Genomic DNA, 21928 nt, shown 5'->3' on the forward strand with positions numbered 1-21928 from the left:
CTACACACGTATCTTGCCAAGGCTTGAAACCACTTTCATGCCTATAGCTATCCAGATGGCGCAGCCGATGAAGGTCGCCATACCGAGCGGACTGCCGTAAAATTTCATCATAGTTTCAGGCTGGAACATGAACATGACGCTCACCATGATCCAGGGCATGATGCCCACAACTATGGATTGTATCTTCTGCTGGGCCGTCATGGCCTTTGTTTTTTCCTCAAGCTTGGATTCTTCCCTGATGTCTATCACTATTCTTTCAAAAACCTTGGTCAGATTGCCGCCCATCTGGCGCTGAAGAACAATGGCGCGTATCATGTAAGCCAGCATCCTGCTCTCCACGCGATCTTCCATAACGCCTAACGCTTTTTCAAAAGTCATGCCCAACTGGTAATTCTTTATAACCAGGGCGAATTCGTCCGATATCGGCGGAACGAGGTCTTTTGAAACCATTTCAAAGCCCTGCACCACATCAAGGCCCGAACGCAGACAGTTGGAGAGCAGTATCAGGCCGTCCATCAGTTGTCCGTCAATTTTCTTTCCGCGCTTAACCTTCATGTAATTCAGCACGAAATTCGGAGTGCGCAGGCCCACAAAAAAACCGAGGCCGGACAAGGCGAGGAAAGCGAACGGATTAAACGTGAGCAAACCGATGAGGGCAAAAATACCCGTCGGCACAGCCACCAGGTATTTCACATTTATTGCTATGAACTGGCGTGAAAAAGCATCGGTCCACTTTGTGACTTTTTTGGCGTAATCGCCCACCAGGGCGTCGGTTTTTTTGTCGTTGAGGGCTAAAAAAACGCGTACAGCGAGAAACATCAGCAGCACGCCGAACACGGTAAGAGCCGAACCCAGGATCTGCCCCCCTCTTGACTCGCGTTTTGGCGCCTCATACTTGCGCGGTTCGCCGAACAACATGGAAAAAGAATCCTGCGAGAACACTGCGGTGGCGGTAACGGCATCGGCGTAACGCCGGGGGTTGCTGCTTGAGATGGCGTCGGCTATGGACTCCATTTCTTTCAGCATCAGGTTAAACTCCGCCATCATCGCGCGGCCGCGGCCGTTCATGGAATCGCCCATGGAATAGTCCCGCGTTCGGGCCCGGTAAAGCCGGTCAAGCGACATCTGGAACCGGATGCGGATGTCCGCGTATTCCTTCACCAAAAGCGCCGGCTGAATTTCCGCGCCGCCGGCCTCAGCCGGAAAGGTTTTACGGGTAAGTTCAAAGTATTCATAAAGGATGGATACCGGCGTCTGCCAGAGGGAAGCTTCGCTGATATCCCCTTCTTCCGGGTCATGCCAGACTTTTTTTGAAACCATTTCCGGCACCGTGGTGTCCAGCCATTTGGGCATTTGGACAGTGGAAGCCACGCCCCCGCACTTTATCGCGTAGTTGAGTATTTTGGGATCTTTTTCGGGGGCGAGGTAATAATAAAAAAGCTGCATTTTAACCGCGGCGCAGGACACCTCGGACATTTCCGTTCGGTTAAATACTCCGGCGCTCGCCGGTTTCCCGGCGAAAACCGCTAAAAAAAGGATGCCCGCTGTAAGCTTCTTCATAGTTTAAAGACAGAGTAGTTAAGCAATTCCGTAAAATGCGCTATTCGCTATCCTTTACCTGTGCGCTGCTGCCTCTGCTCATCCGTCCAGAACATATCCACCGGCACTTGCATACCATGGGTTCCGAAATCATTAAAGAACTTGGGCGGATCGCCCGTGGCACTGAATGAGCCCACAACCTTTCCGTTTTCGTCTATCCCCTGCTGCTTGTATTTGAACAGTTCATGCGTCAGTATCTGGTTCTCTTCGCGGCCGGTTATTTCGGTTATGGAGGTGATTTTCCTGGTACCGTCGGAAAAGCGGGTCAGCTGCACTATCATGTGCACGGCCGAAGATATCATTTCCCGAAGCGCCCAAATAGGTAGGTCGGCGCCCGCCATAAGGCACATGGCCTCCATGCGGGTAAGAGCGTCGCGCGGAGTGTTTGCGTGTATGGTGGCAAGAGACCCTTCATGGCCCGTGTTCATGGCCTGCAACATATCCAGGGCCTCGGAACCGCGGACTTCGCCTACCACTATGCGGTCGGGCCGCATACGAAGACAGTTCTTTACCAGATCCCGTATACTGATCTCGCCTTTGCCCTCAATGTTGGGCGGGCGGCTCTCAAGGCGCACCCAGTGATCCTGCTGAAGACGCAATTCGGCCGTGTCCTCAACGGTTACTATGCGCTCGTCTTCAGGGATATAGTTTGAGAGCATGTTAAGGAAAGTGGTTTTACCGGTGCCGGTGCCGCCTGAGATAATAATGTCCTTGCGCAGCCTTACGCAGGCCTTTAAAAAATCAACCCCCGTCTGGGAAATACTGCCTTTTCTTATAAGCTCGGAGTCGGTAAAAGGTTTGGCGGAAAAACGCCGTATGGTGAGCGTCGGCCCCGAAATCGCGAGCGGCGAGATGATCGCGTTCACGCGCGAGCCGTCTTTCAGGCGGGCGTCCACGTACGGAACGGATTCGTCTATGCGCTTGCCAAGCGGAGCCACTATCCTTTTAATTACCTGCATGATCTGTTCGTCGCTTCTGAAACGGTATTTAGTGAGCGTCAGCTTGCCGGCTTTTTCTATATAAATACGGTCCGCGGAATTCACCATGATTTCGGTTATGCCGGGGTCGCGCATAATTTCTTCCAGGGGACCGAGACCCAGGATCTCGTCAAGCAGCTCGTTTATGAATTTAACCCGCTGCTCCCTGGTAAGCGGGTTAGCGGTTTCTTTTTGAAGGAGGCCGTTGATGATAAGGTCGACTTTTTTTCTGGTTTCCGCGTTGACGGCCACGTCGTCGCTTATTTTCACACGCTCAGTTTCAAGCGCGGCCACCACATTGCGGTGCACCGACATTTTCAGCGTTTCCCAGAAAGGCGGCACATCCACTCTTCCGGCGTTGGCCTGCGGGGCCTTGGAGTCCGCGACAGAAGCGGCCGGCGCGGTTTTTTCGAGTTGCCGCCAAAGCATGTCGGAACCGTGGGCGAATTCCTGCGAGGAAACGCTTGAAACCCACTGTTTTTCGGCGGGCTTCAGTTCGCCAAGGCGTCCAAGAAGAACGCGCAGTATCCGTATCCACTGTGTATTGGGCTGTTCAACTATCAAAAGTTTGTTCTGATTGGCGCAAGCGGGCATGGAGTCTTCCCAGGGCATGAAAGCCAGCATATCCTTGCCCATCTGTTTGAAGAATTTCTCAACTTCCTTGGGGCCGATCGCGCCGGGCATGTCATAAAGGTTGGCCACCACTTCGAACCTGTTCATCGGGAAGTGAAGTTCGTTGATTTCGCGGAAAGCCGAAGCGGAGGCGTTCAGGGCATTGACATTTGAGTTGGTGACCCAGAAAACCAGGTCTGAAATGTCAAAGGCGAAGATCTGCATGGGAAAATAGGAATCGACATCTATAAAGAGATCAAAGGACTGGGAAAGCTTTGAAAGTATGGGCAAAATCAGCTCGGGCGACATTTTGGCCACATCCTGGCGTTTTTTGCTCAGCGGCAGCACACCTACGCCCCACTGGGAAATAGGTATTTTCCCGCGCAACAGGGCGCCGACGGCTCCCACGGATTCCCGCCCGATCGTCCGGACAATTTCGGCCAGCGACGGCGGATCAACTCCCAGCATGGCGGTATGCTCCTGACGGCACAGCGGATCAAGCGGTATGATAAGCACATTGCGCTTTTGATAATTGGCCCAGGCAAGAGCTAAATTGAGCGCAATAGAAGTTTTTCCCACGCCCTCCTTGGGGCCTGAAAAAGTTATTACCCGGGGAGTAGTATTCTGGTTGTCCATATTCTCTGCCATACGCCTTAAGCTATAAGCCATAGGCCATAAGGAACTCCCTGAAGCTTATGGCTTACGGCATACGGCTTATGACAGTACACTTGCCTACTTAATTATATCGAACGTCACGAACAAAAACAGCGAACTCTGTTCTTCCACCACATCGGTTGAGCTGAAAAGAGCTCCCAAAAGAGGTATGCTGCCCAATACCGGCACCCTGTTCTTTACCACATTGCGGTTGCTGCGCTTTAAGCCGCCTATAACAAGCGTTTCCCCGCTTTTAAGTTCAACCTCGGTCTGGATCTGGCGGGTTATCATGGATGGTATGGTGGTGCCGGAAACGACCACCGGTTTTGAATAATCGGGATTTGAAACCTCCAGCTGCAGCTGCACGTCCACCGTGTCTTTTTTTTCGGCGAGTATCACGGGAAGCACGGTCAGGATAACGCCGAATTTTTTAAACTCGGCTCCCACGCCCTGGTTGTTGGAATAAGGCACCGGGATCTCTCCGCCCACCGTGAAATTCGCCTGCGTGCCGCTTTTAGTGATGATCTTCGGGTTTGAAAGCAGCTGGGCCTTGCCTTCCGTTTCAAGAAGCTTCAGCGAAGTGCTCAAAGCGGTTTTTCGCTCGAAATCGCCGAGGGTGATAATGCCCGAGATGGTCTTCTCCGTGAAATCAAAAAACTGGTTCCAAGAAAAACCGTGCGTTTTCTGTATGGAACCGCTTATTTCAACGATATCGGCGGATACAGCCACCATCTCGGCCTTCTGCGCCCAGGCGGACGGCGCGAGGACAAGGACCGCAGCCAAAAACAGCGAATAGGGAAGGAGCCCTGTTCCTCGTGGTATTTTTTGTGTAATGGGTTTCATATTAATCTCCAACCATGCTGCCTATGACCTGCGACTTGTGACTAGCCGGCTTCCCCGCCGCGGAAGCCGGTTACTTTATCAGCCGCTTGAAACTCGCTATCTCCATCGGATGCAACTCCACGTCGCCAAGACCGCGCACCACCACCGACACATGGCCCTGCTCAAGTGAGAGCGCAAGATACTGTGTTTCGTTGGGGTTAAGAGCCAGGCTCAAAGCCCCTTTTTCCGAAAAAGCCTGATCGGCCGCTTCCTGGCCGGACTTGGACTTGGCCTGGACGGAAGACAGGCCCTGGCCCAGGTTTGAGCCCACACCGAGCACCAGAACATTCTGCAGAATGGTGGCCGTCACACGTTCCTTGCGGCTGTCGGCCATGACCGCCTCAAAGGTGACAAGCACATCTATTTTGTCACCGGGCTTAATAAGGCGCAACAGGTCGTTATCGAGCGGCATCATGCAGCCGCGGTAGCCGGGCGGCACTTTCACGCTGAGTCCCGCCTCGGGACTTAGCGGGATCAGCGCCGACTGCGTTATCTGATTGCCTTTCGGGATTCTTATCGCGGTCACTAAATTATTGACCAGCTTTATATCCGAATTGCTGCGGATTTCATAGGCGTCCTGCTGCATGTATATTTTCGGGATCTTGACCGTTTCCACAAGGTCGCTCTTAAGGATGGTGCGCGCGGGCAATTCATAGCTGGCTACCAGCACCGAGGCCTCCTCGTGAGCGGCGGAAAGCGCGCGCTCTTTTGAGGTCAGAACAAACCAGTAAATGGCGGACGCGGCCAAAGCCAGTACCATGGGCAGGATTACACCTTTCTTTTCCATATTAAATCCTCCTATACAATTAAATCTTCGCTGGGCCGCCGGACGGCCGGGCAGCTTGACAGCTTTTTCTCCGCTTCCAACCTATGCCTTGTTACCCGCCCAGCTCTTTTCGCCCGGGCCCAAAGACCTCCAGCCGGAAGCGCCGCACCACACTCCCATCCCTCCTGTTTCCAAAAGGGCCGGACCTGCGACCTGTGACTCAAAAAGCCGCCCGGCGGCTTTTTGCTTACTGAAAAAACGGTTTTTCTATCGGCATTCTCACCGTAACCGATATTGTCTTTATTCGCCGAGACCTCGGTGGATCGGACAACATAACGCTTGATCCGGGAAAAACCAGCTTTACCGGATAGGTTAAAGTTACCCTTAGATCCTGGCTTGTGTAGTTGTTCCCGGTAGCCGCGGACTGGGGATCCGGTCCGTAAGGCCGCGACTCTCTGGAAGAATCCAGCGTGGCGGTGGGCAGCATCTCTTTAAGCGTGCTGTTCATTTTTGATACTTCATTGCCGCCACCATATCCGCCGCCATTCGGACCGGCTACCAAAGAGCCTATGCGGGCCAGTTCGTAAGCGCAGTGATGGACCAAAATGGTCTGATAGGCGAGGTTTCCTATTTCCATGATGCAAAAAATCAGCAGCATGAAAATAGGCAGCACCAACAGCAACTCAACGGTAACCTGCCCCGCCCTTTTGGTCCGCGCCCAAAGCCCTCCGGCAAGAAACGTTGCGGAAGCAGCCGAACTATCCTGCCTCCAAAAGAGCGGGACCTGCCCCGCTTTCCTGATTTTCAAAGAACAGCTGCCCGTGAAAGCGCGCAAGTACTTTACAAAAGCGCTTAAAAAAAGCTTCAAGAAGCTTTTTTCAGCTTCCCCGACTATCATAAGCACACCTCCCGTCCGCCTAAGGCGGACGGATAACGCGCGTTGCCGGACTCTTAAAGCTTACTGATTGCCGCCGCTGGCTCCCAGCGAGGTGGCCGCGCCGCCTATCATTGTTGATATCTGCCTGAAAAGGCCCGGCATGTAATTTTTAAGCGCCACGCCGGCAATAAGCACCACACCCACCACCACCGCCAGCATGAGCAGATACTCCACGGTGTTCTGACCGGGCCTGTTACTGAATATTTTTTTCATTTTCCTTATCCTCCGATTTAGTTTACGATCCGCCTTGAATCCGCCGCACTTTACTTTCTTTTACCGGGTACCGCTTACTTCCCTAGTTCGGGTCCTGCTTGTACATCTTCATTACAATTATCCCGCCGCTCTTGAACTGCCCTGAAAGATACCACTGCAGGCTTTTATAAAGAAACACAAAAACGACTAAAAGCGACACCGTAACCAGCAGGTACTCTATGGCAGTCTGCCCGCGGCGCTTTAAGCCGTAAACCTTAGGCCGCAAGCCGGAACCTGATTCTTTGCCCAAAAAAGCCATCTTTCACCTTCCGCTCAAGGCTGCCATACGCCATAAGCCATAGGCTTTTTTAAGGAGTTCCTTAATGGCTATATGGCCTAAAGCATATAGCTTATGGCAATCATAGCGCTTTGCGCTATGATTAGAACTGAAACTTCAACGACAGCTGGCTTGACTTGCCCAAAGCGCCGTAAGGCGCCATGGTGTAATCCAGGCCCATGCCGTAACCCAGCGCCTGGGCGCTGTAAATGCCTATGCCGAAAGCCCAGCCCGCCGTGTTCTGAAGCCCAAAAGATTCCATGGCCTTATCATCCATGTTTTTGCCGAAAGTATTCGCCCCGGTATAACCCGCGCGCAGGCTTATGCGGCCGACCTGCAACACTTCCTCCGGTAAATTAAATTCAACTCCGCCTCCGGTCTTCGCGCCGCTGTCGGAATAGGATTTCTGCTCAAGCGCCAGGGTCAGGAAAGGATTAAAAGAGAAAGCGAACCCAAGGCGCTGGATTTTAACCACCTGGCCGGCTTTGCCGGAGGAATTCTGGCTTGCCCAGCCCAAAGACAGCTTGCGTCCGAGTTTCAGCACCGCGCCGACATCAAAAACCAGGTTCTGGTACTTTTGGGTGGAATTGTCCTCCAATACTTCTTTGGCGCTCACTCCGACCAGAAACTTTTCAAGAAAGAAACTTTTGGCAAGCGTAAGCCCGCCGTAACCGTTGCGCACTTTCACATCGGCGCCATATTGCGGCACACCTGACTGGTCCCGCACATCAAATCCGTTTATAGTGTAATAAGCCATGTTCAAACCTATTACGGACTGGCCTATAGGGTGCACATAGCCGAGGTATTGGCCGGAATAATCCTGGAACCAGCCGAGGTGGGAAAAAGAAAATTCCCGCATCTGCGAAGAGGCGATGCCGGCCGGGTTTATCCCCATAGCTTCCGCGCCCTCCACGAGTGAAACACCGCAGTTGCCAAGAGCCTGCACTCTTGGGCTGCTGGCGGGAATTTTCATAAACACCGCACCCCCGGTGCCGGCGCCGCTGCCCGCAAACAGGAGGGATGAGGGTAGAGAGATCAGGGTAGAGGCGAAAAGGACCGGCCCCAAAAACCTTAACACCCGTTTTTTTATAGTCTTCATAAATTTACCCTCGAAGGGGCAGAGTGTAGAGAATAGCGGTTAGAGATTAGAGGATAAAAACCTCCTTCCCTAAATCCCTAACGCCAGCCCCTATTCTCCGCCGTTACGGCACCAGTATCTTCTTCACCACCTGGCACACATCCCGCGTGCCCGCGCTCGCCTCAAACCTGATTACCGCGAAATAAACCCCTCCAGCCACCGTCCTGCCGGCTGAATTTACCTTAGGCCAAAGCCACTTGTCCGTAATACCGGGGCCGGCGCTCAGAACTCCAAAATCATGCGTATACACCAGATCCCCGGCCAGATTATAAATAGTAAGGGTTATCCTGCCGTTTATAATAACCGGGATCTGGAACCACCCGGCGGTCCCCACATAGGGGTTGGGCGCGAAGAATGTATCGTGCTTGAAATCCCCGCACAGATCGGCCGTGCCGCCCCTGGTTAAAGGTATGTTGGCGGTGACGACATCGTCCGCAAGCGTCGTGGCGCTTGCGACGTAGGAACCGTCCAGCGTGCTTATCGCGCTCGAGTCAGTGGAACCGTACAGTTTGAACACATAGTTGCCGTCGGGAACCTTGGACAAGGTCATATCCGTGCCGTCCCAGTATTCCGATATCTGCGTGCGCGAGGGCCTTATGCCTATTATCCGCTTTACCAGCGAAGTCGTCTCCGGCGGATAGGCGTTCCCGTACCCGTCGAACGACGTGCCCGGCTTAAAGATCTTCGTCACCACCTTCATAGGCTCCGATACCTGATACGACACGACCGCCGGCTGGTCCAGCGTTAACGGCGTTATGGACACGTCGTAAATTCTGAGGGGGAAAACATCTATGGTCTGCTGCGCCGTGGCCCGCGAGGTAAGCTGTGAGGCGATATCCTGCGCCGTCACGCGCATATTGTACGTCCCGCCCGGAACAAAGGTCCCGGCGGCCGTCTTGCCGTCCCAGAAATCCTTATAAAGCGTATCGCCGTCGCGTATCTCGCCGCTCGTGACGGTGGCCACCGGTTTCGGCGGCATATCCAGGGTAACCACCTGCACCGTTACGGAAGACTGCCTGGTCACCACATAGTCCACTTCAAACGGCGGCAGTTTAATGGTGTCGGAAGAGCTGTACAGCGTGGGGATGCTCGGGATCACCTCGAACATGCTGAATATTATCTGGCCGCGCGCTATGTCAACGGAACCGTACACCTTGTCGGTGGCATACACAACCTGCGCCGTCCCGGTTGAATGCGCCACCAGAGTAAACGGATAGCGCCCGTCAGGCACCAAAAGCCCGTACTTGTCGCGCCCGTCCCAGTATTCCGTTATGGTGAACCGGCCGGGCCTCATACCCGTTACATTGTAAACAGGCTCCCCCAGCCCGGTCGGCGGCCAAACGGACGGGTTTATCACTATATTGGTCGGATAAATATTAAGTTCCATGAAGAAAGCCTGAGAAAATTCAAAGCTGATCTTTGCCGTGTCGGAACTGCCGCCGAGCAGGGGAGAGGCCTTCACATCCACCGTGCGGAACATGTCCACCGGAATAAGCGCGGTCATCGTAGAGTATTTCACCGCCGGGCACTGGAACGGGTCAATGGTGATAAGCTCGGCCAGGTAGGCGCCGCTTGACACATAGTTTCCGCTGTCATCGCGCCCGTCCCAGAATTCACGGTTGGAGAAATTGGCAAAACGCATTTCCTTGTTTACCACATGCCTCACCGGCGTGGTACTGGTCATTGGGAGTATGTTCAGGCTGATATAGGTGTCCCTGTTAGGGGTATAGCGGAAATAGAACGGGTCAAGACCCGCCACCGCCGGACTTGAGCCTATGACCGTGGAAGAGGGGTTGATAAAGGCCAGAACCGGGCCCCGCGCCACGGGCATAAGCCCGACCTTGGTGTTCTGCGTCCAGATCTGTCCGCCGGTAGCCCATTGGGCGCCGGAAGGCAGAACGGCGTATACGGCGTACACGTAATCCCCGTCGCAGACGGGGGTGCCGTTAAGGTCTCGCCCATCCCAGTAGGTCGAAACAGCGATCCTTCTGTCTTTCTGCTCCACAAAGCGCCGCACAAGATTGCCGCCGATGGGAGCGCTCGGCGGCGACACGTTCGTGTTATTGAAGGATGTGCCCGGCGTATAGATGTCCACATATACAGTAGCCGCTTCGGTAAGCATATAGCTTATGACGGCCACATCGGTGGAGGACGGGCCCAGGGGCTTTACTCCCAGATCGGTTATCTGCAGGGGATCTATGGCGATCTGTATCGTGGACGGGTAAGCCAGGTCCGTGCCCCACATATCGTTGGAGCCGGCGTCTATCTGCGCCAGAAAAGAGCCGGCGGGCACTATGTTGCCCTTGCTGTCCCTGCCGTCCCAAAAATCCCCGTTCGTCAGCGTGCCGTCGGGCATGCCTTCGCCCGTGCGCGGCGCGCTTGTGAGTACGGAGCGCACCCAGGGCATAACCTTCGGCGTTGTCTGATGGGAATTATCGGTGTCGTAGATATTTATGGTTACCGTGGAATCTTTTGAAAGCCGGTAAAGGATATTGTACGGCTGGGCGGCCACGCCGGTAAATCTTCCGACCACCGTGGGGCTTGAACGCACAGTGTGAATGTTTACAACATCTATCTGTATGGGGATCTGGTTCTGGCCCGGAAAAGCGGCGGTTTGTTCTATGGAAATGTTGCCCGCCGTGGCGCTTACCTCGTTGGTTTTTACCTTGGCTCTGAAACCGTACTGGCCGTTGGTTTTGCCGAAAATACCGTTCAAGTTATATGCGCCATCCCAGGCCGTGCAGTAATCGTGCTTGGTGCTGCAGGTAGCTCCCCCGACGTTACAGGGAACATTATTGTTGCTGTTGCACATGCCGATATTATACATGGAAACGGTTTTTATGGGCGGGGTGCTGGCCGGGTCAAGCGGGTTAGCGCCCTGGCCGAACTTGAAAATTTCGAAGGTCAGATCGTCAATGCCGAAAGCGCCCACCGTGCTGACGCAGACAATGTTTACGCAAAGGGAAAGACAGCCGCCGGGATACGTGGTTTTTGGGCGCTCAAATTGTATAAGCGAAGAGCCGGACCAGACCTCGCCGGTCAGCGTGGTGTTGAAAGACTCGGTGGCGCCGAGCTGGCCGTCAGGGGGATTGTTATTGCAATACGATGGTACGCCGGCGCCGGCCGAACCGCCGTCTCCCACGTCTATTTTAGTTACAAAGAGCTGCTGGGCGTCGGCGTTCAAGACAAAAAACTGCCCGAGGGCCAAAGCGGCAAGAACCAAAATTTTTTTATTTATCATAAATCCATCCCCGCAAAGGAACGCTCCGCATATTTTCACACTTTCTATTGCGGCCCGCGGGCGCGCTCAGACTCGCCTCCCAATTCTGCCATTTTATAAATATCAAATCAATATATAAAAACAGATGTCTGCCATATGCCGTATGCTTCAGGCCATAGATCATAGCGCAAAGCGCTATGATTGCTATAAGCCGTATGCCCTAAGCCATAAGCTATTAAGGAAACTTCCACAAAACATATGGCAGACGGCTTAAAGTTTATGGCAGCTTTTCTGCCTACGGCGTATGGCGGGCGCGGCGCCTTTATGGCGTATATTAATCCTGGCGCTTTGCGCCAGGATTAATATATTTTTACCGCGTATTTCCGGAGCTCGTGCCCGCCAAGAGTTCCGGCTTTTTCCATAGTCCAAAAGCTTGAGCCGTCCACCCAAAAAGCCAAAGCCGGGCTTTTAAGCTGCTGGCTTGAAATCAGGCGGAAAGCTCCGTCTTTGAAACTATAGCGCCAGAGCATACTTTTCGAATCCAGCGCCCAAAGTTCGCCTCCGCGCCATTGCATAGCGGAAAGGTTCTTCAGGCCCTTTACTTCAAAACTTGCCGACACCCCCCCCTTCGGGTCAAGGGAGTACTTATAAAGCAGGCCGCTTGCCGCGTCAAAAGACCAGAGGTTGGCGCCGTCATAGGCAAGCGCCTGCGGGGCGGGACCCGGCGTTTTCACGGTTTCAAGCGTCGTCCCGTCTTTAAAATCCTTCTTTATGAACAGCAGCTGGGACATATCAAGCGCCCAAAGCCCGTCGGCGGCAGCCGCAAGCGCCGTCGGCCGGAACGGCCCGCCCGCCGCGCCGCTAAAAATTTTAAGGGTAGACAGGTCCTTCTTATCCTTAAGCATCAGGCCCCTGTTCCAGTCGGCTACCCAAAACCCGTCTTTTGAAACCGCGAGACCTGAGGGGTTGGGCGCGTCAAGAGCGTAACCGCCGGCAGGCTTTAATTGGACCTGTGTCCTGAAATTATACAGCCACCAGGCAAGCGGAGCCATAAGTAGAACGGCGGCAAGGAGCGCCGCGGCCATTCTGATAAAAAATTTTTTTGGCGCGGGACCAGCCGGGATGGAAGACGGAACAAAAGTCTGCGGCAGCTGTACGCCTTTTAAAGCGTAAAGTTTCAGTATCTGTGTCACTTTCTCAGACCACTCGGAGGTGTCCTTCAGCAGGCTTGAAAGGCCTGAGGCGGCCTGGACGCCCTTGTTTTCCTCCTCGCGCATCCTGGCGGTCCATGCCTCGCGCTCGGAGCGCAGGCGCTCCTCCCACACGGCGAATTCCTGGCGATGAGTTTCCCAAACCGAGCGCTCACGGTCCCAAAGCTCCCGCCATTGCGTCCTTTCGGCGTCCCAGTTGATTTTGGCGGTTTCAAGCCCGCCCGAAAGCTCTTTTGTGGTTTTTTCAAGCGCCTTTATTTTGTTTTCGGCGTCCTGGCGGTTTTTGCGTTCGGCGAACAGTTCGGTAAGGGTGCGTTCCACGGCTTCCTTCGCGTTGCCAAGCTTATGTTCAAGGTCCGCGGCCTTATCTTTAAAATCCGCCTCCGAAACAGAAAGCTCCGAGAATTTTTTCTGCCAGTCGTCGCGTTCGCGCCGCAGGGCGTCCACGCGCTCGCCAAGCGAGACCATCTCGGTCTTGGTGCGCTCAAGGACTTCTTTTAAAAGGGTTATTTCCCTGGCGTGGTTCTTTTTCTGGGCCGCGAGGGTTTTTTTTAATTCTTCCAGGTTAAGCGCCGCGGATAATTCCTCGTTCATGAGCTTTTCCCCGGCAATGTGGTAATGCTGTTTAAGTTCCGCCAGGTGCGCCTTTGTTTCTTCAAGCTGGGCGCTTAAATCGCGGAGATTCGACTCCTTCATTTCAAGCATGCGCCGCCATTCTCCCTCGGCTTTTGAATAATTATCTTTCAGTAATTTCAGCGTGTCAAGATTTGAAGCCCAGACATCGGGAGGCAAAGAAGGGGCGTCCGGCGTATAATTGCGCCCGGAAACCTTTTTCCACATATCTTCCAGCTGACGGTCTATTTCTTTAGGGTCCATAAATCAAGCTGCTAGTGCAGAGTAGATAGTAAATAGTGTAGAGACTGAAAGGAAGTTCTCCTCACCCTCTGCACTTCCTGCTCTACACTCTCCACTATCTACTATCCACTAAAATTAGTTTAACAAGAAGGTATTAACCGCCCGTGAAATAAATGTTAACAAAAGGTTACGAAACGGCGGTAACAGCGGTAATCGGTAATCAGTGACCGGTAACCGGTTACTGGTTACCAATTATACCTTGTAGTTCCACCGTGGCCTGGGAAATATCTATGCCCGTATCCTGATACTGCGCCACCAGGCGCTGCAAAGCCCCTCTAAGCGCTTCGGCCGGGGCCCCGCCGTTTTTAAGCTTAAGATAACTCTGCCAGTCGCTCGCAAAATCAAAGCGCAGTGAATTGAATTTGTCGGATTTTCGTTTTTCCTCCAACCCCCTGAGCTCCTCCTCGGCTTTATGCTGGCGCTCTATCACGGCTTCCAGTTTATCCTTTGCGTCCTTCACTTCGGCCTTTTGCTCCCGCAAAGCGCGCAATTTATCGCTGAGCCCGTCTATTTCAGCTTTAAGAATAGCCAGCTGGTCTTTCAGAATATTTTCCCTTTTAGCCGACTCATCAAGAGCCAACACCAGATCTTTCCGGTATTTCATCTCCTGGCGGATAAGACGCTCGTATTCGGGTTCTATATCTTTCTCACCGAACCGCAATATAACGGTTATAGCGTGAGCCGCCTTTATTTTGCCGGTCAGAGGCACAGAAAGCGCATAAGAAATTTCAGCGGCCTGTCGCTTGAAACCAAAGCCCAGGCTTAATGCCGAGGCCCGCTCGGCCAGAAAAAGGCCGGCTCTTGAAGCCAAAATGCCGTAGCGGTAAGTGCGCCAGAGGTGTTCAAAGCCGGAGGCGATGCTGAAGTTTCCCGGCAACTCTCCGGACGCCGTCCTGTTTGCCGCCTCAAAACTTAGTGTGTAATCCTCTTTTTTTTCCACCACTCCAAGGTGTATGGAAAGCGGAGCCCTGCCCTTAAGCGTGCCCACATCAAACGACGGACTATTAAGGTTTAAAATCGAAACCCCGATAGTTCTGCCCTCTCCCGCGCGCAAAAGCGCCCCCAGATCTACGGCCGCGCCGACCTTGGAATCCCCGCCTTTTACCGCGGCCGCCTGCATGATCTTGAAATTAGTTCCAAAATCAAGCGTGCCGGAGTTTGTTTTTAAAAGCTGCCAGGTGCTGACCCCGAACGACATTGTTTGTTCAGTCATAACCCCGCCGTCATCGCGGTAAACGCCGCCCGCGCCGAACGTGGCAAGCCGGCCGTAGGACATAAGCGGGAAAGCAGCTCCCAGTGAATACTCACTGAAATCCGCCGGACCCTGCGGAACACGGAAGGAAGAAAGAAAATCGGTGCTAAGTTCAAATTTTCTGGCTGAACCGTTAAGGGCGGGGTTACGCCCCGCGCAACCGGGAGATTCAAGGGCGGCGCCGGAATTCGCAAGCCCCAGACTTACCGCGCAGGGCGGCGTGTCTTCAAACACCGCAAAAGCGGGCCCCGCGGCGAAAAACAGCGAACAGCAAATAACATGAAGAAGCGAATAGCGAATAGCGAATAGCGGATAGGAAAGGAGTTCCTTACTTCGTGTAACCTGTGACTTGTAACCTCTGCCCCCGGACCTCTGATCCCTGACCTCTGACCCCTGACCTCTAACCTCTGCACTAGTTGTTGACATTGTATTTTTCTCCGGAATCGGCGTTTTTTCTCTTCGTTTCCCAAGCAGCGGCGCCGTCGGCCTGCCGTTGGCCCTCTTCCGGAATTCCGCCAGACTTGGAGGAGTTCCCCTTATCGGCTGCGGCTGACTCCGCGTAAAGCGCGGCCTGCCCGCGGCAATGCGACTTTACCCAGTAAAGAGCGTCGTCCGCTTTCTCAAGCAGCTTTTCCTGCGAGACGGCGTCCTGCGGGAAAGTGGAAATGCCGAGGCTCATGGAAATTTTAAGTTCGCGCGTTTTTGAGAACGGCACCGGGATACGGACTTCGGAAATCTCCTCAATAAGACGCTGTGAGAGTTTAAAGGCCTCGGCGCCGGTGGCCTGGGGCAGCATGATAATAACCTCGTCTCCGCCGTAGCGGCACGGAAAGTCTATTTTGCGCAGGTTTGAAAGTATAACCCGTCCCATTTCCTTAAGCGCTTTATCGCCTATCTGGTGGCCGTAAGTATCGTTTACTTCCTTGAAGTAGTCAATATCCCCCCAGATAAGAGCGAGCGGCTGCTTGAAGCGTTCAGCGCGATAAAACTCTTCCTGGAAGCGCTGGTTAAAATAACGCCGAAGCGGGAGTTTGGTGAGTTCGTCATAAAGAGAAAGCTCCTCGACCTTGTCGAAAAGCCGGACATTGTCCAAAGCAAGGCCTATCTGGCCGGCGAAAGATTTGAGCAGCACCAGGTCCTCCGGCGAGATGCGCTGCTGGCTGAGCAGATTATCGACTATAAGCAGGCCTATGGTAACCCCCTGAACGATCAGCGGCAGGTAAAGCACGCAGTCCTTGTAACGCTCCATAAAAGCGCCGGAGCTTCGGCCCAGCACGATGTCGGCAAAACGATGCGCTCCCGGCTCAAGCGGGATCTCCTCGTAAGCGATGCTTTTTATCTGACCCCTGATGTCGGCGCTCAACTCGCCTTTAAGTTTCCTGTTTTTATCGTCTATCAGGTACAGTCTCACCCGGTCAAAGCCGAAGTATGTCTGAATGCCGGCAAGTATATGCCTGAAACTGTCGCGCACCCGCAGGCTGCCGGCAAAGACCTCTGTAAGTTCGGTGATGGCTTCTATATTCCTGGAATATTTTTTGTTCAGAGAAAAAAATTCCGCCTTGTAATAATTGCGCAGAAACTCCCTGATATAGGCCATGGCGGCCGCGCATTCGGACGGTGAAAACCGTTTTTTCCGCAAAGAGCGTTCAAGGCGCACAAGCCCGGTTGAAACGGCGGCTGATTTTTCCTGTGAAGCTCCGCTGTGCTCAAGCTTAAAGGGAACCGCGGCAAAATACCCGGCGGGCCCGCGAAACGGGACCGGCTTAAGGGTTTTCAGCGCTTCCTGGGCGCTTGAGTCCGCATCGGGCATGGAATTTTCCTCATGTTCAAAAACCACGCTCCGCTCAAGCCTCAGGCAAAGGCGCAGAAGGGAGGTTTTTTCCTCGTATTCGTAGAAAGAAGCCCCATCCAGATCAAAACGGCGCACGGCAGCTTCCAGCGCCGCTTTTAAAAACGCTTCCCTGCCGGCAAAAGCGGCCTGGGAATAATCGTCCGGCTGTTCCCTGTATTTTTTAGACTTCCTCATAATTTCCAAGCCTTCTGACTAATACAGCGACAACAGATAATCCGCTTCTCCCTGGGCGATAATCAGCTCACGGGTTAAATCGTCATTTGAATAATTCCGGCGCGCCACGGAGAGCGACACGTTCCACAGCACCCGTTCAAAAAGCATTTCGGCAGTCGGGTAAACCGTTATATTGGGCCGGAGGCTCGCGCCGGCAAAAATGCGCCGGTAAAGCCCTCCCTGCCTTGAACTTTCCAGCCGCTCTTCAAACTCGGCTCTATGACAGGGAAAAACAGAAAAAGCCGCGGTAAACTTAGCGGCCCGCTCCGGCTTCAGTAACCACTTCAGCAAAGAAGCCGCCTCTTTCAAATCTGCCGTTCCGGAAAAAACCGCGAGATTGCTGATATTCACCGGCCCGCCGGTATCGTTGGCTCCCGATGACCCGGCTTTGGGCTGCGGGTGGGCCAAATTGTAGCCCGGCCACGGCAGCATGCCGAGCGGGGCTTTTTGGGCGCCTGCGCCCCGGGCGGAACAGAGATCCCTTGGTGAAAAGGCAAAGGCGGCTCCTTCCTGAAAACAGCCGCCTCCCTCAAAAAGAGCGGGTGAAAATAACCTGGCATGGCCGTTTACAGCCAGGTTAAGCAGGTCCTGAATGCCCTCCGAAGTTTCGTCTTTATTGAAAGAAGCGCGGCTTAGATCCTGTGAAAAAAGCCCGCCGCCGCGACTCCAGACCCGGGGCAAAACGTCCTCAAGCCCGAGCGAGCCGGAGGATGCCGGGAAACAGAGCGGATAAAAATCAGGGCTTCCGGCGCGGCGCGGCGCGGTGACACCGGCCTGTCGCGGGCTACCCCTTCCCAACGGCTGAGGGGACACCGCATTGCGGTTTCCCCTGGCGCTGTTCGCGATTGAAAGCTTTTCAAGAGCCGCCAAAAATTCTTCCCAGGAAAGCCCGTGCTCCCCCGGATACCCGCCCATAGCCTTAAGAGCGGACGCGCTGTAAAAAAGCGCCGGAGCTTCCATCCACCAGGGGGCGGAGAAAACGGCCCCGCTTTCTCCGGGCCCGAATTCCCTGGTTATAAATTCCGGGCAAGCCAGCGGATTAAAATCTTCAAAAACCCTGGAAAGGTCGCGGAGCAGGCCGAGTTTGGCAAGCAGCGCCGTCCAGTTGTGCGGAATTTCAATAATATCGGCCATGGGGTTGCGTTTTGGGTCGCGCAGGTAGGCAAAAACGCTTTCCCACAGGCTATGCCTGGTCTTAACAGCAAACTCCGCTTTAACATCCGGAAAATGAGCGCAAAACCCGGAAAGCGTTTCACTGAAAGCCAGATGCTTTGAAGCGTCTGAATCTGATAAAAGCCAAATAAGCATAGTTTAAAAGCAGGGGCTGGGGAAGAGCGTATAGCGGTCAGGGAAGGATTTCCTTATCCTCTCACCGCTCGCCTCTAGCCGCTATCCTCTGCTGTTCCAAGCCGCGCTGTCGAGATCGGGCGCTATCTCAACTGAACCACAACCAGCCCGGTTTTCAAGCCTTTTCATGGCGCATAGGGCTATCATGGCTGCGTTATCGGAACAATAATTCTTTTCGGAAAAACGCACCTCAAAGCCCTCAAGCGCCCCGAAAGCCGCGCGCAACGCCCCATTAGCCGAAACGCCGCCTCCGACCGCTATACGGGAGAGTCCAAGCGCCCGGGCAGCCCGGGCCGTCTTTTTTACCAAGGTCTCCACAACCGCGTCCTGAAAAGCCCGGCACACCAGCGCGCGTTGGGCTGGCGCCAGGCGCAAACCCTTACGGTAAAAATCCCGCCCCAGCTTTTCAGCCAGGTAATAACTGACCGCGGTTTTAAGGCCGCTGAAAGAAAAATCCAGAGTATCTTCCATGAAAGGCCGCGGGAACTCAAGGCCGCGGCCGGAAGAACGTACAGCCTCTTTTTCCACCTCCGGCCCGCCCGGATAAGGCAGACCAAGCAGCTTTGCCACTTTGTCAAACGCCTCTCCCGCGGCGTCGTCGCGGGTGCGGCCAAGCACCTTGTATCTGCCATAGCCGCGCGCGTGCCAAAGCTCGGTATGTCCTCCGGAAACCAGCAGGGCCACAAGCGGAAATTTAAGTTTTTTCTTTACGCTTTTCCCCTCGTATTCACAGGCAAGCAGATGGCCTTCAAGGTGATCAACGCCGATTAACGGCACTCCCAAAAGCTCCGAAGCGGCCTGGGCGGCTACCCGGCCCACCATAAGGGCTCCCGGCAGACCGGGGCCGCGCGAAAAAGCAACAGCTGTGACCGGAATCTTTCCGGAGCCGGCGCGCGAAAGCGCCGTCTTTAACACGGGGCCTATTTTATCAAGGTGTGCCCGGCTTGCCAGTTCCGGCACCACGCCGCTGTAGCGGCGGTGCAGGGCAATTTGGGAAAAAACCACATTTGAAAGCAGCCGGTCACCCTCAAGCACTGCCGCGGCGGTTTCGTCGCAGGTGGTTTCAAGGGCGAGGATTTTCATCGTTAAGAAGTCTAAGAGTCTGAGCGTCGGGAGTCTGAGAGTCACCGCAAGAAATACCGGGAAAGACCTATCCCGACTCTAAGACCCTCAGACCCTGAGACTCTCAGACTACAACAGCACCGTCATTTCGCGGGCTTCAGATTCCCCAGCACTTCCCTGGCTTTTAAAAGCTCAAGCGCCCTGTCAAGAACCTCATCGCGTACCGCTTCGACTTTCTTCGGTTCTGCCTTCGGAGACACCGTATCGCGGTTTTCACCGCCTGCGGCGCTGTCCGCGGCCTTTTTTTCTTTCTTATCCGCTTTACCGCCGGGATAGAAAATCTCCTCGGACTGCAGGATAAGCTTTTTTTCGGCCTCAGAGGTCACTTTCACTTCGACATCGGGGGTAATGCCGCCGGTGTCTTTTTTAACATCGCGCTGTATGGAGCGGCCGCTCGGCGTGTAATATTTGGCTATGGTAAGGCGCAGGGCGGATTTATCGGAAAGCGGGATCATGGACTGCACGCTGGCCTTGCCGAAGCTGCGCTCGCCGAGTATTAAGCCGCGCTTATTGTCCTGCACGGCGCCGGCGACTATTTCGCTCGCCGACGCGGAATAGCGGTTGAGAAGAATAATAAGCGGCATATCCCCGTAAGGCGCCGAGGCTCCGGCGCGGAATTCCTGGTAATTTTCCGGTTTGCGGCCCTTGGTGAAAACGATCATCTTGTTTGAATCCAAAAACATCTTTGAAACGTCAACCGCGGCTGACAGCAGGCCGCCCGGATTATAGCGCAGGTCAAGCACCAGGCCCTGAGCGCCCTGTTTTTTAAGGTCTTCAAGAGCTTTACTGAAATCTTCCACTACGTGGCCGGTAAATTCCACCATTTTTATATAACCCAGCTTTCCATCGAACATCCGATATCTGATATTTTCAGCTTTTATCAGTTCACGGATCAGAGTAATGTCCTTATTTATCCAGTCCGCGTTCTTGTCTTCCGGCTCGCGCGCGATCGTGATCGTTACCTTGGTTCCCGGGTTGCCCCTGAGCTTTTTTATAGCCTCTTCCATCAGCATATCCCTGGTGGACTCGCCCTCAATTTTTACTATTTTATCGCCCGGGTACATTTCCGCCCTGTAAGCGGGGGTATTCGGAAGCGGAGTAACCACGGTCAGCCAGCCCTCCCGCATATCCACCCTTATGCCTATGCCTCCGAATTCGCCTTCGGTGTCGCTTTTCACCCTTTCATAAAGATCCGGTTCCATGAACTGGGAAAATTCGTCAAGTTCGCCCACCATGCCTTTGGCCGCCCCATAAACCAGCTTTTGGGAGTCGATGTTTTCCACATAACTCTCCCGTATCAGTTCCATGACATCCACGATAACTTTCAGTTGCTGATAGGTATTGTCCACAGCCAGATTTACATAGGGGAAAGCCGCCCCCATAGCCAGCGCGGCGGCGGTTACCAAAGCTATTTTCTTGAAATTCTTCATTATTCCTCTCCTTGGAGCGAACTGCTATTATACCTTATAAACGCGTTTAATCCTGAAGCCAGACCATGGGGTCCAGCGCCTGTTCGCCCTTGCGTATTTCAAAATAAACCGCTCCGTCGCCGCCGCCTTTTTCCGGGCCGACACCCTGCGTATCACGGCCTGAAAGACCCAGCGCCGTTCCCGTGAAAACGGCATCCCCCTTGGACGCGGACATGGAGCTTAAAAGGCCGTAGATGGTAAAAAAACCTTTTTCGTGGTCCACTATAACCACATTACCGTAAGTTCTGAAAGGTCCCGCGTAAAGAACCTTCCCGGACATTACGGCAAAAACCTGGGTGTCGGGCTCGGTGCGTATTCTTATTCCCTCGCGTACTATCCAGGTTTTAAGCGCGGGCACTTCTTCGCGCCCGAAACGGCTTATAACTTTCCCCTTTGAAGGCCAGGGCAGGGAGTGCTTAGGCAGGGGCAGGTCCTTTGAGCCGGTTTCACGCCTGTAGGGAGACTGTTTTTCAAGTTTTTTCACCAGCCGGCTGAGTCCCTTGGCCGCGTTTTGCAGGTCGTCCACCTCGCGGGAAAGCTGCGCCTGCTGCTCACGCGAGCGCTCCAACTCGTTAAATTTGCCTTTTACCGCGTTTTTCTGGGCGGAGCGCTGTTTTTCAAGCAGAATTTTGCTGGCTTTTAGTTCCTGGCCGCGCCGCGCAAGCGTTTGCAGGTCTTTGTTCACCTTTATAGATTCCCCCTTCAATTTGGCTATAAGGGCGTGTTTTTCAATAACGGCGTATTTGAGGAAAATGCTCTTTGAGATTTCCAGATTACCGAAATAAGGGTAGTAAAAATCTTTCAAAAGGGCATAAACGGCTATTTCGCCGTGGAAATCCGAGGCCAGGCTCTTGCGTGTTTTTTCGAGGGAATTGTATTTCTGCGCTGATTCGGCGCTTTTAGCCTTTGCCGACACCAGCCGCGACTCAAGTTCACGCTGGCGCGCGCCATCCTTTTTTTCCTGTTTTTTAAGCTCGCTTATCTCGCCGCTGATACGGTCCTCGTCCTGCTTGTAGTGTTCAAGCTCCTTTCTTTTTTCTTCCAGCTGCTGGTTTATCTCTTCCAGATTTTTCTTTTTAACCGCCACAAGGTCCTGGGCCGCGCATAAAGAGGGGCCGAAAAGGATTGTAAGGACCATCAACAGCATTAAGCCGAATTTTATGGTTGAAATTTTTAACATATACAAAACAAGGAGCGGAAGGGTCAAAGGCACATAGGCACAAAGTGAAGGAG

At 53.7% G+C, this 21928-nt stretch carries 17 protein-coding genes; 1 reads left to right on the top strand and 16 read right to left on the bottom strand.

From position 1 onward, the window contains the following. The 5 genes from NTX59_01665 to NTX59_01685 form a co-directional block, all read right to left on the bottom strand. Nucleotides 1-1560, bottom strand: a complete 1560-nt coding sequence (locus NTX59_01665; GenBank protein MCX5784374.1) for a type II secretion system F family protein — start codon at nt 1558-1560, stop codon at nt 1-3. A gap of 47 nt (nt 1561-1607) precedes the next feature. After that, entirely contained in the window at nt 1608-3836 is a 2229-nt protein-coding gene (locus NTX59_01670; protein ID MCX5784375.1) for an ATPase, T2SS/T4P/T4SS family, read from the bottom strand. Nucleotides 3837-3920: 84 nt separating this feature from the next. Then, on the bottom strand, nt 3921-4685 hold the full coding sequence (locus tag NTX59_01675; protein MCX5784376.1) for a type II and III secretion system protein: 765 nt from the start codon (nt 4683-4685) through the stop codon (nt 3921-3923). Between the two features lie 70 nt (nt 4686-4755). Next, nucleotides 4756-5511, bottom strand: coding sequence for a Flp pilus assembly protein CpaB (gene cpaB, locus NTX59_01680; protein MCX5784377.1), 756 nt, complete (start codon nt 5509-5511; stop codon nt 4756-4758). Nucleotides 5512-5737: 226 nt separating this feature from the next. Continuing rightward, the gene (locus NTX59_01685; GenBank protein MCX5784378.1) at nt 5738-6148 is read right to left on the bottom strand and encodes a hypothetical protein; all 411 of its coding nucleotides are present in this window, start codon (nt 6146-6148) and stop codon (nt 5738-5740) included. On the opposite strand from NTX59_01685, the gene NTX59_01690 reads away from it, so the two are divergent. Beyond that, nucleotides 6126-6455, top strand: a complete 330-nt coding sequence (locus NTX59_01690) for a hypothetical protein (GenBank protein MCX5784379.1) — start codon at nt 6126-6128, stop codon at nt 6453-6455. The two genes, NTX59_01685 and NTX59_01690, sit on opposite strands and share 23 nt — an antisense overlap. Here NTX59_01690 and NTX59_01695 read toward each other — a convergent pair. From NTX59_01695 to NTX59_01745, 11 genes are all read right to left on the bottom strand, one after another. Further along, complete coding sequence (locus NTX59_01695; protein MCX5784380.1) at nt 6449-6640, bottom strand: hypothetical protein; 192 nt, start codon at nt 6638-6640, stop codon at nt 6449-6451. The genes NTX59_01690 and NTX59_01695 overlap by 7 nt on opposite strands. An 82-nt stretch (nt 6641-6722) precedes the next feature. Further along, entirely contained in the window at nt 6723-6938 is a 216-nt protein-coding gene (locus NTX59_01700) for a hypothetical protein (protein ID MCX5784381.1), read from the bottom strand. Between the two features lie 121 nt (nt 6939-7059). Then, nucleotides 7060-8055 carry a hypothetical protein gene (locus NTX59_01705; protein ID MCX5784382.1) on the bottom strand — a complete coding sequence of 332 codons (996 nt, stop codon included), beginning with the start codon at nt 8053-8055 and terminating at the stop codon, nt 7060-7062. 103 nt (nt 8056-8158) lie between these two features. Beyond that, nucleotides 8159-11335 (bottom strand): hypothetical protein, encoded by a 3177-nt coding sequence (locus tag NTX59_01710; protein MCX5784383.1) that lies wholly within the window; start codon nt 11333-11335, stop codon nt 8159-8161. A gap of 338 nt (nt 11336-11673) precedes the next feature. Next, on the bottom strand, nt 11674-13401 hold the full coding sequence (locus tag NTX59_01715) for a hypothetical protein (protein ID MCX5784384.1): 1728 nt from the start codon (nt 13399-13401) through the stop codon (nt 11674-11676). 217 nt (nt 13402-13618) lie between these two features. After that, entirely contained in the window at nt 13619-14926 is a 1308-nt protein-coding gene (locus NTX59_01720; protein MCX5784385.1) for a hypothetical protein, read from the bottom strand. Nucleotides 14927-15104: 178 nt separating this feature from the next. Then, complete coding sequence (locus NTX59_01725; GenBank protein ID MCX5784386.1) at nt 15105-16718, bottom strand: sensor domain-containing diguanylate cyclase; 1614 nt, start codon at nt 16716-16718, stop codon at nt 15105-15107. An 18-nt stretch (nt 16719-16736) separates the two neighbouring features. Then, complete coding sequence (locus NTX59_01730) at nt 16737-18065, bottom strand: extracellular solute-binding protein (protein ID MCX5784387.1); 1329 nt, start codon at nt 18063-18065, stop codon at nt 16737-16739. Between the two features lie 81 nt (nt 18066-18146). Continuing rightward, complete coding sequence (gene tsaD / locus NTX59_01735; GenBank protein MCX5784388.1) at nt 18147-19187, bottom strand: tRNA (adenosine(37)-N6)-threonylcarbamoyltransferase complex transferase subunit TsaD; 1041 nt, start codon at nt 19185-19187, stop codon at nt 18147-18149. Nucleotides 19188-19309: 122 nt separating this feature from the next. Further along, nucleotides 19310-20656, bottom strand: a complete 1347-nt coding sequence (locus NTX59_01740; protein ID MCX5784389.1) for a S41 family peptidase — start codon at nt 20654-20656, stop codon at nt 19310-19312. 46 nt (nt 20657-20702) lie between these two features. Continuing rightward, entirely contained in the window at nt 20703-21875 is a 1173-nt protein-coding gene (locus tag NTX59_01745) for a peptidoglycan DD-metalloendopeptidase family protein (GenBank protein ID MCX5784390.1), read from the bottom strand. Nucleotides 21876-21928 lie beyond the last annotated feature (53 nt).

The sequence above is a fragment of the Elusimicrobiota bacterium genome, from assembly GCA_026388155.1.
GTDB lineage: Bacteria > Elusimicrobiota > Elusimicrobia > Elusimicrobiales > UBA9959 > UBA9634.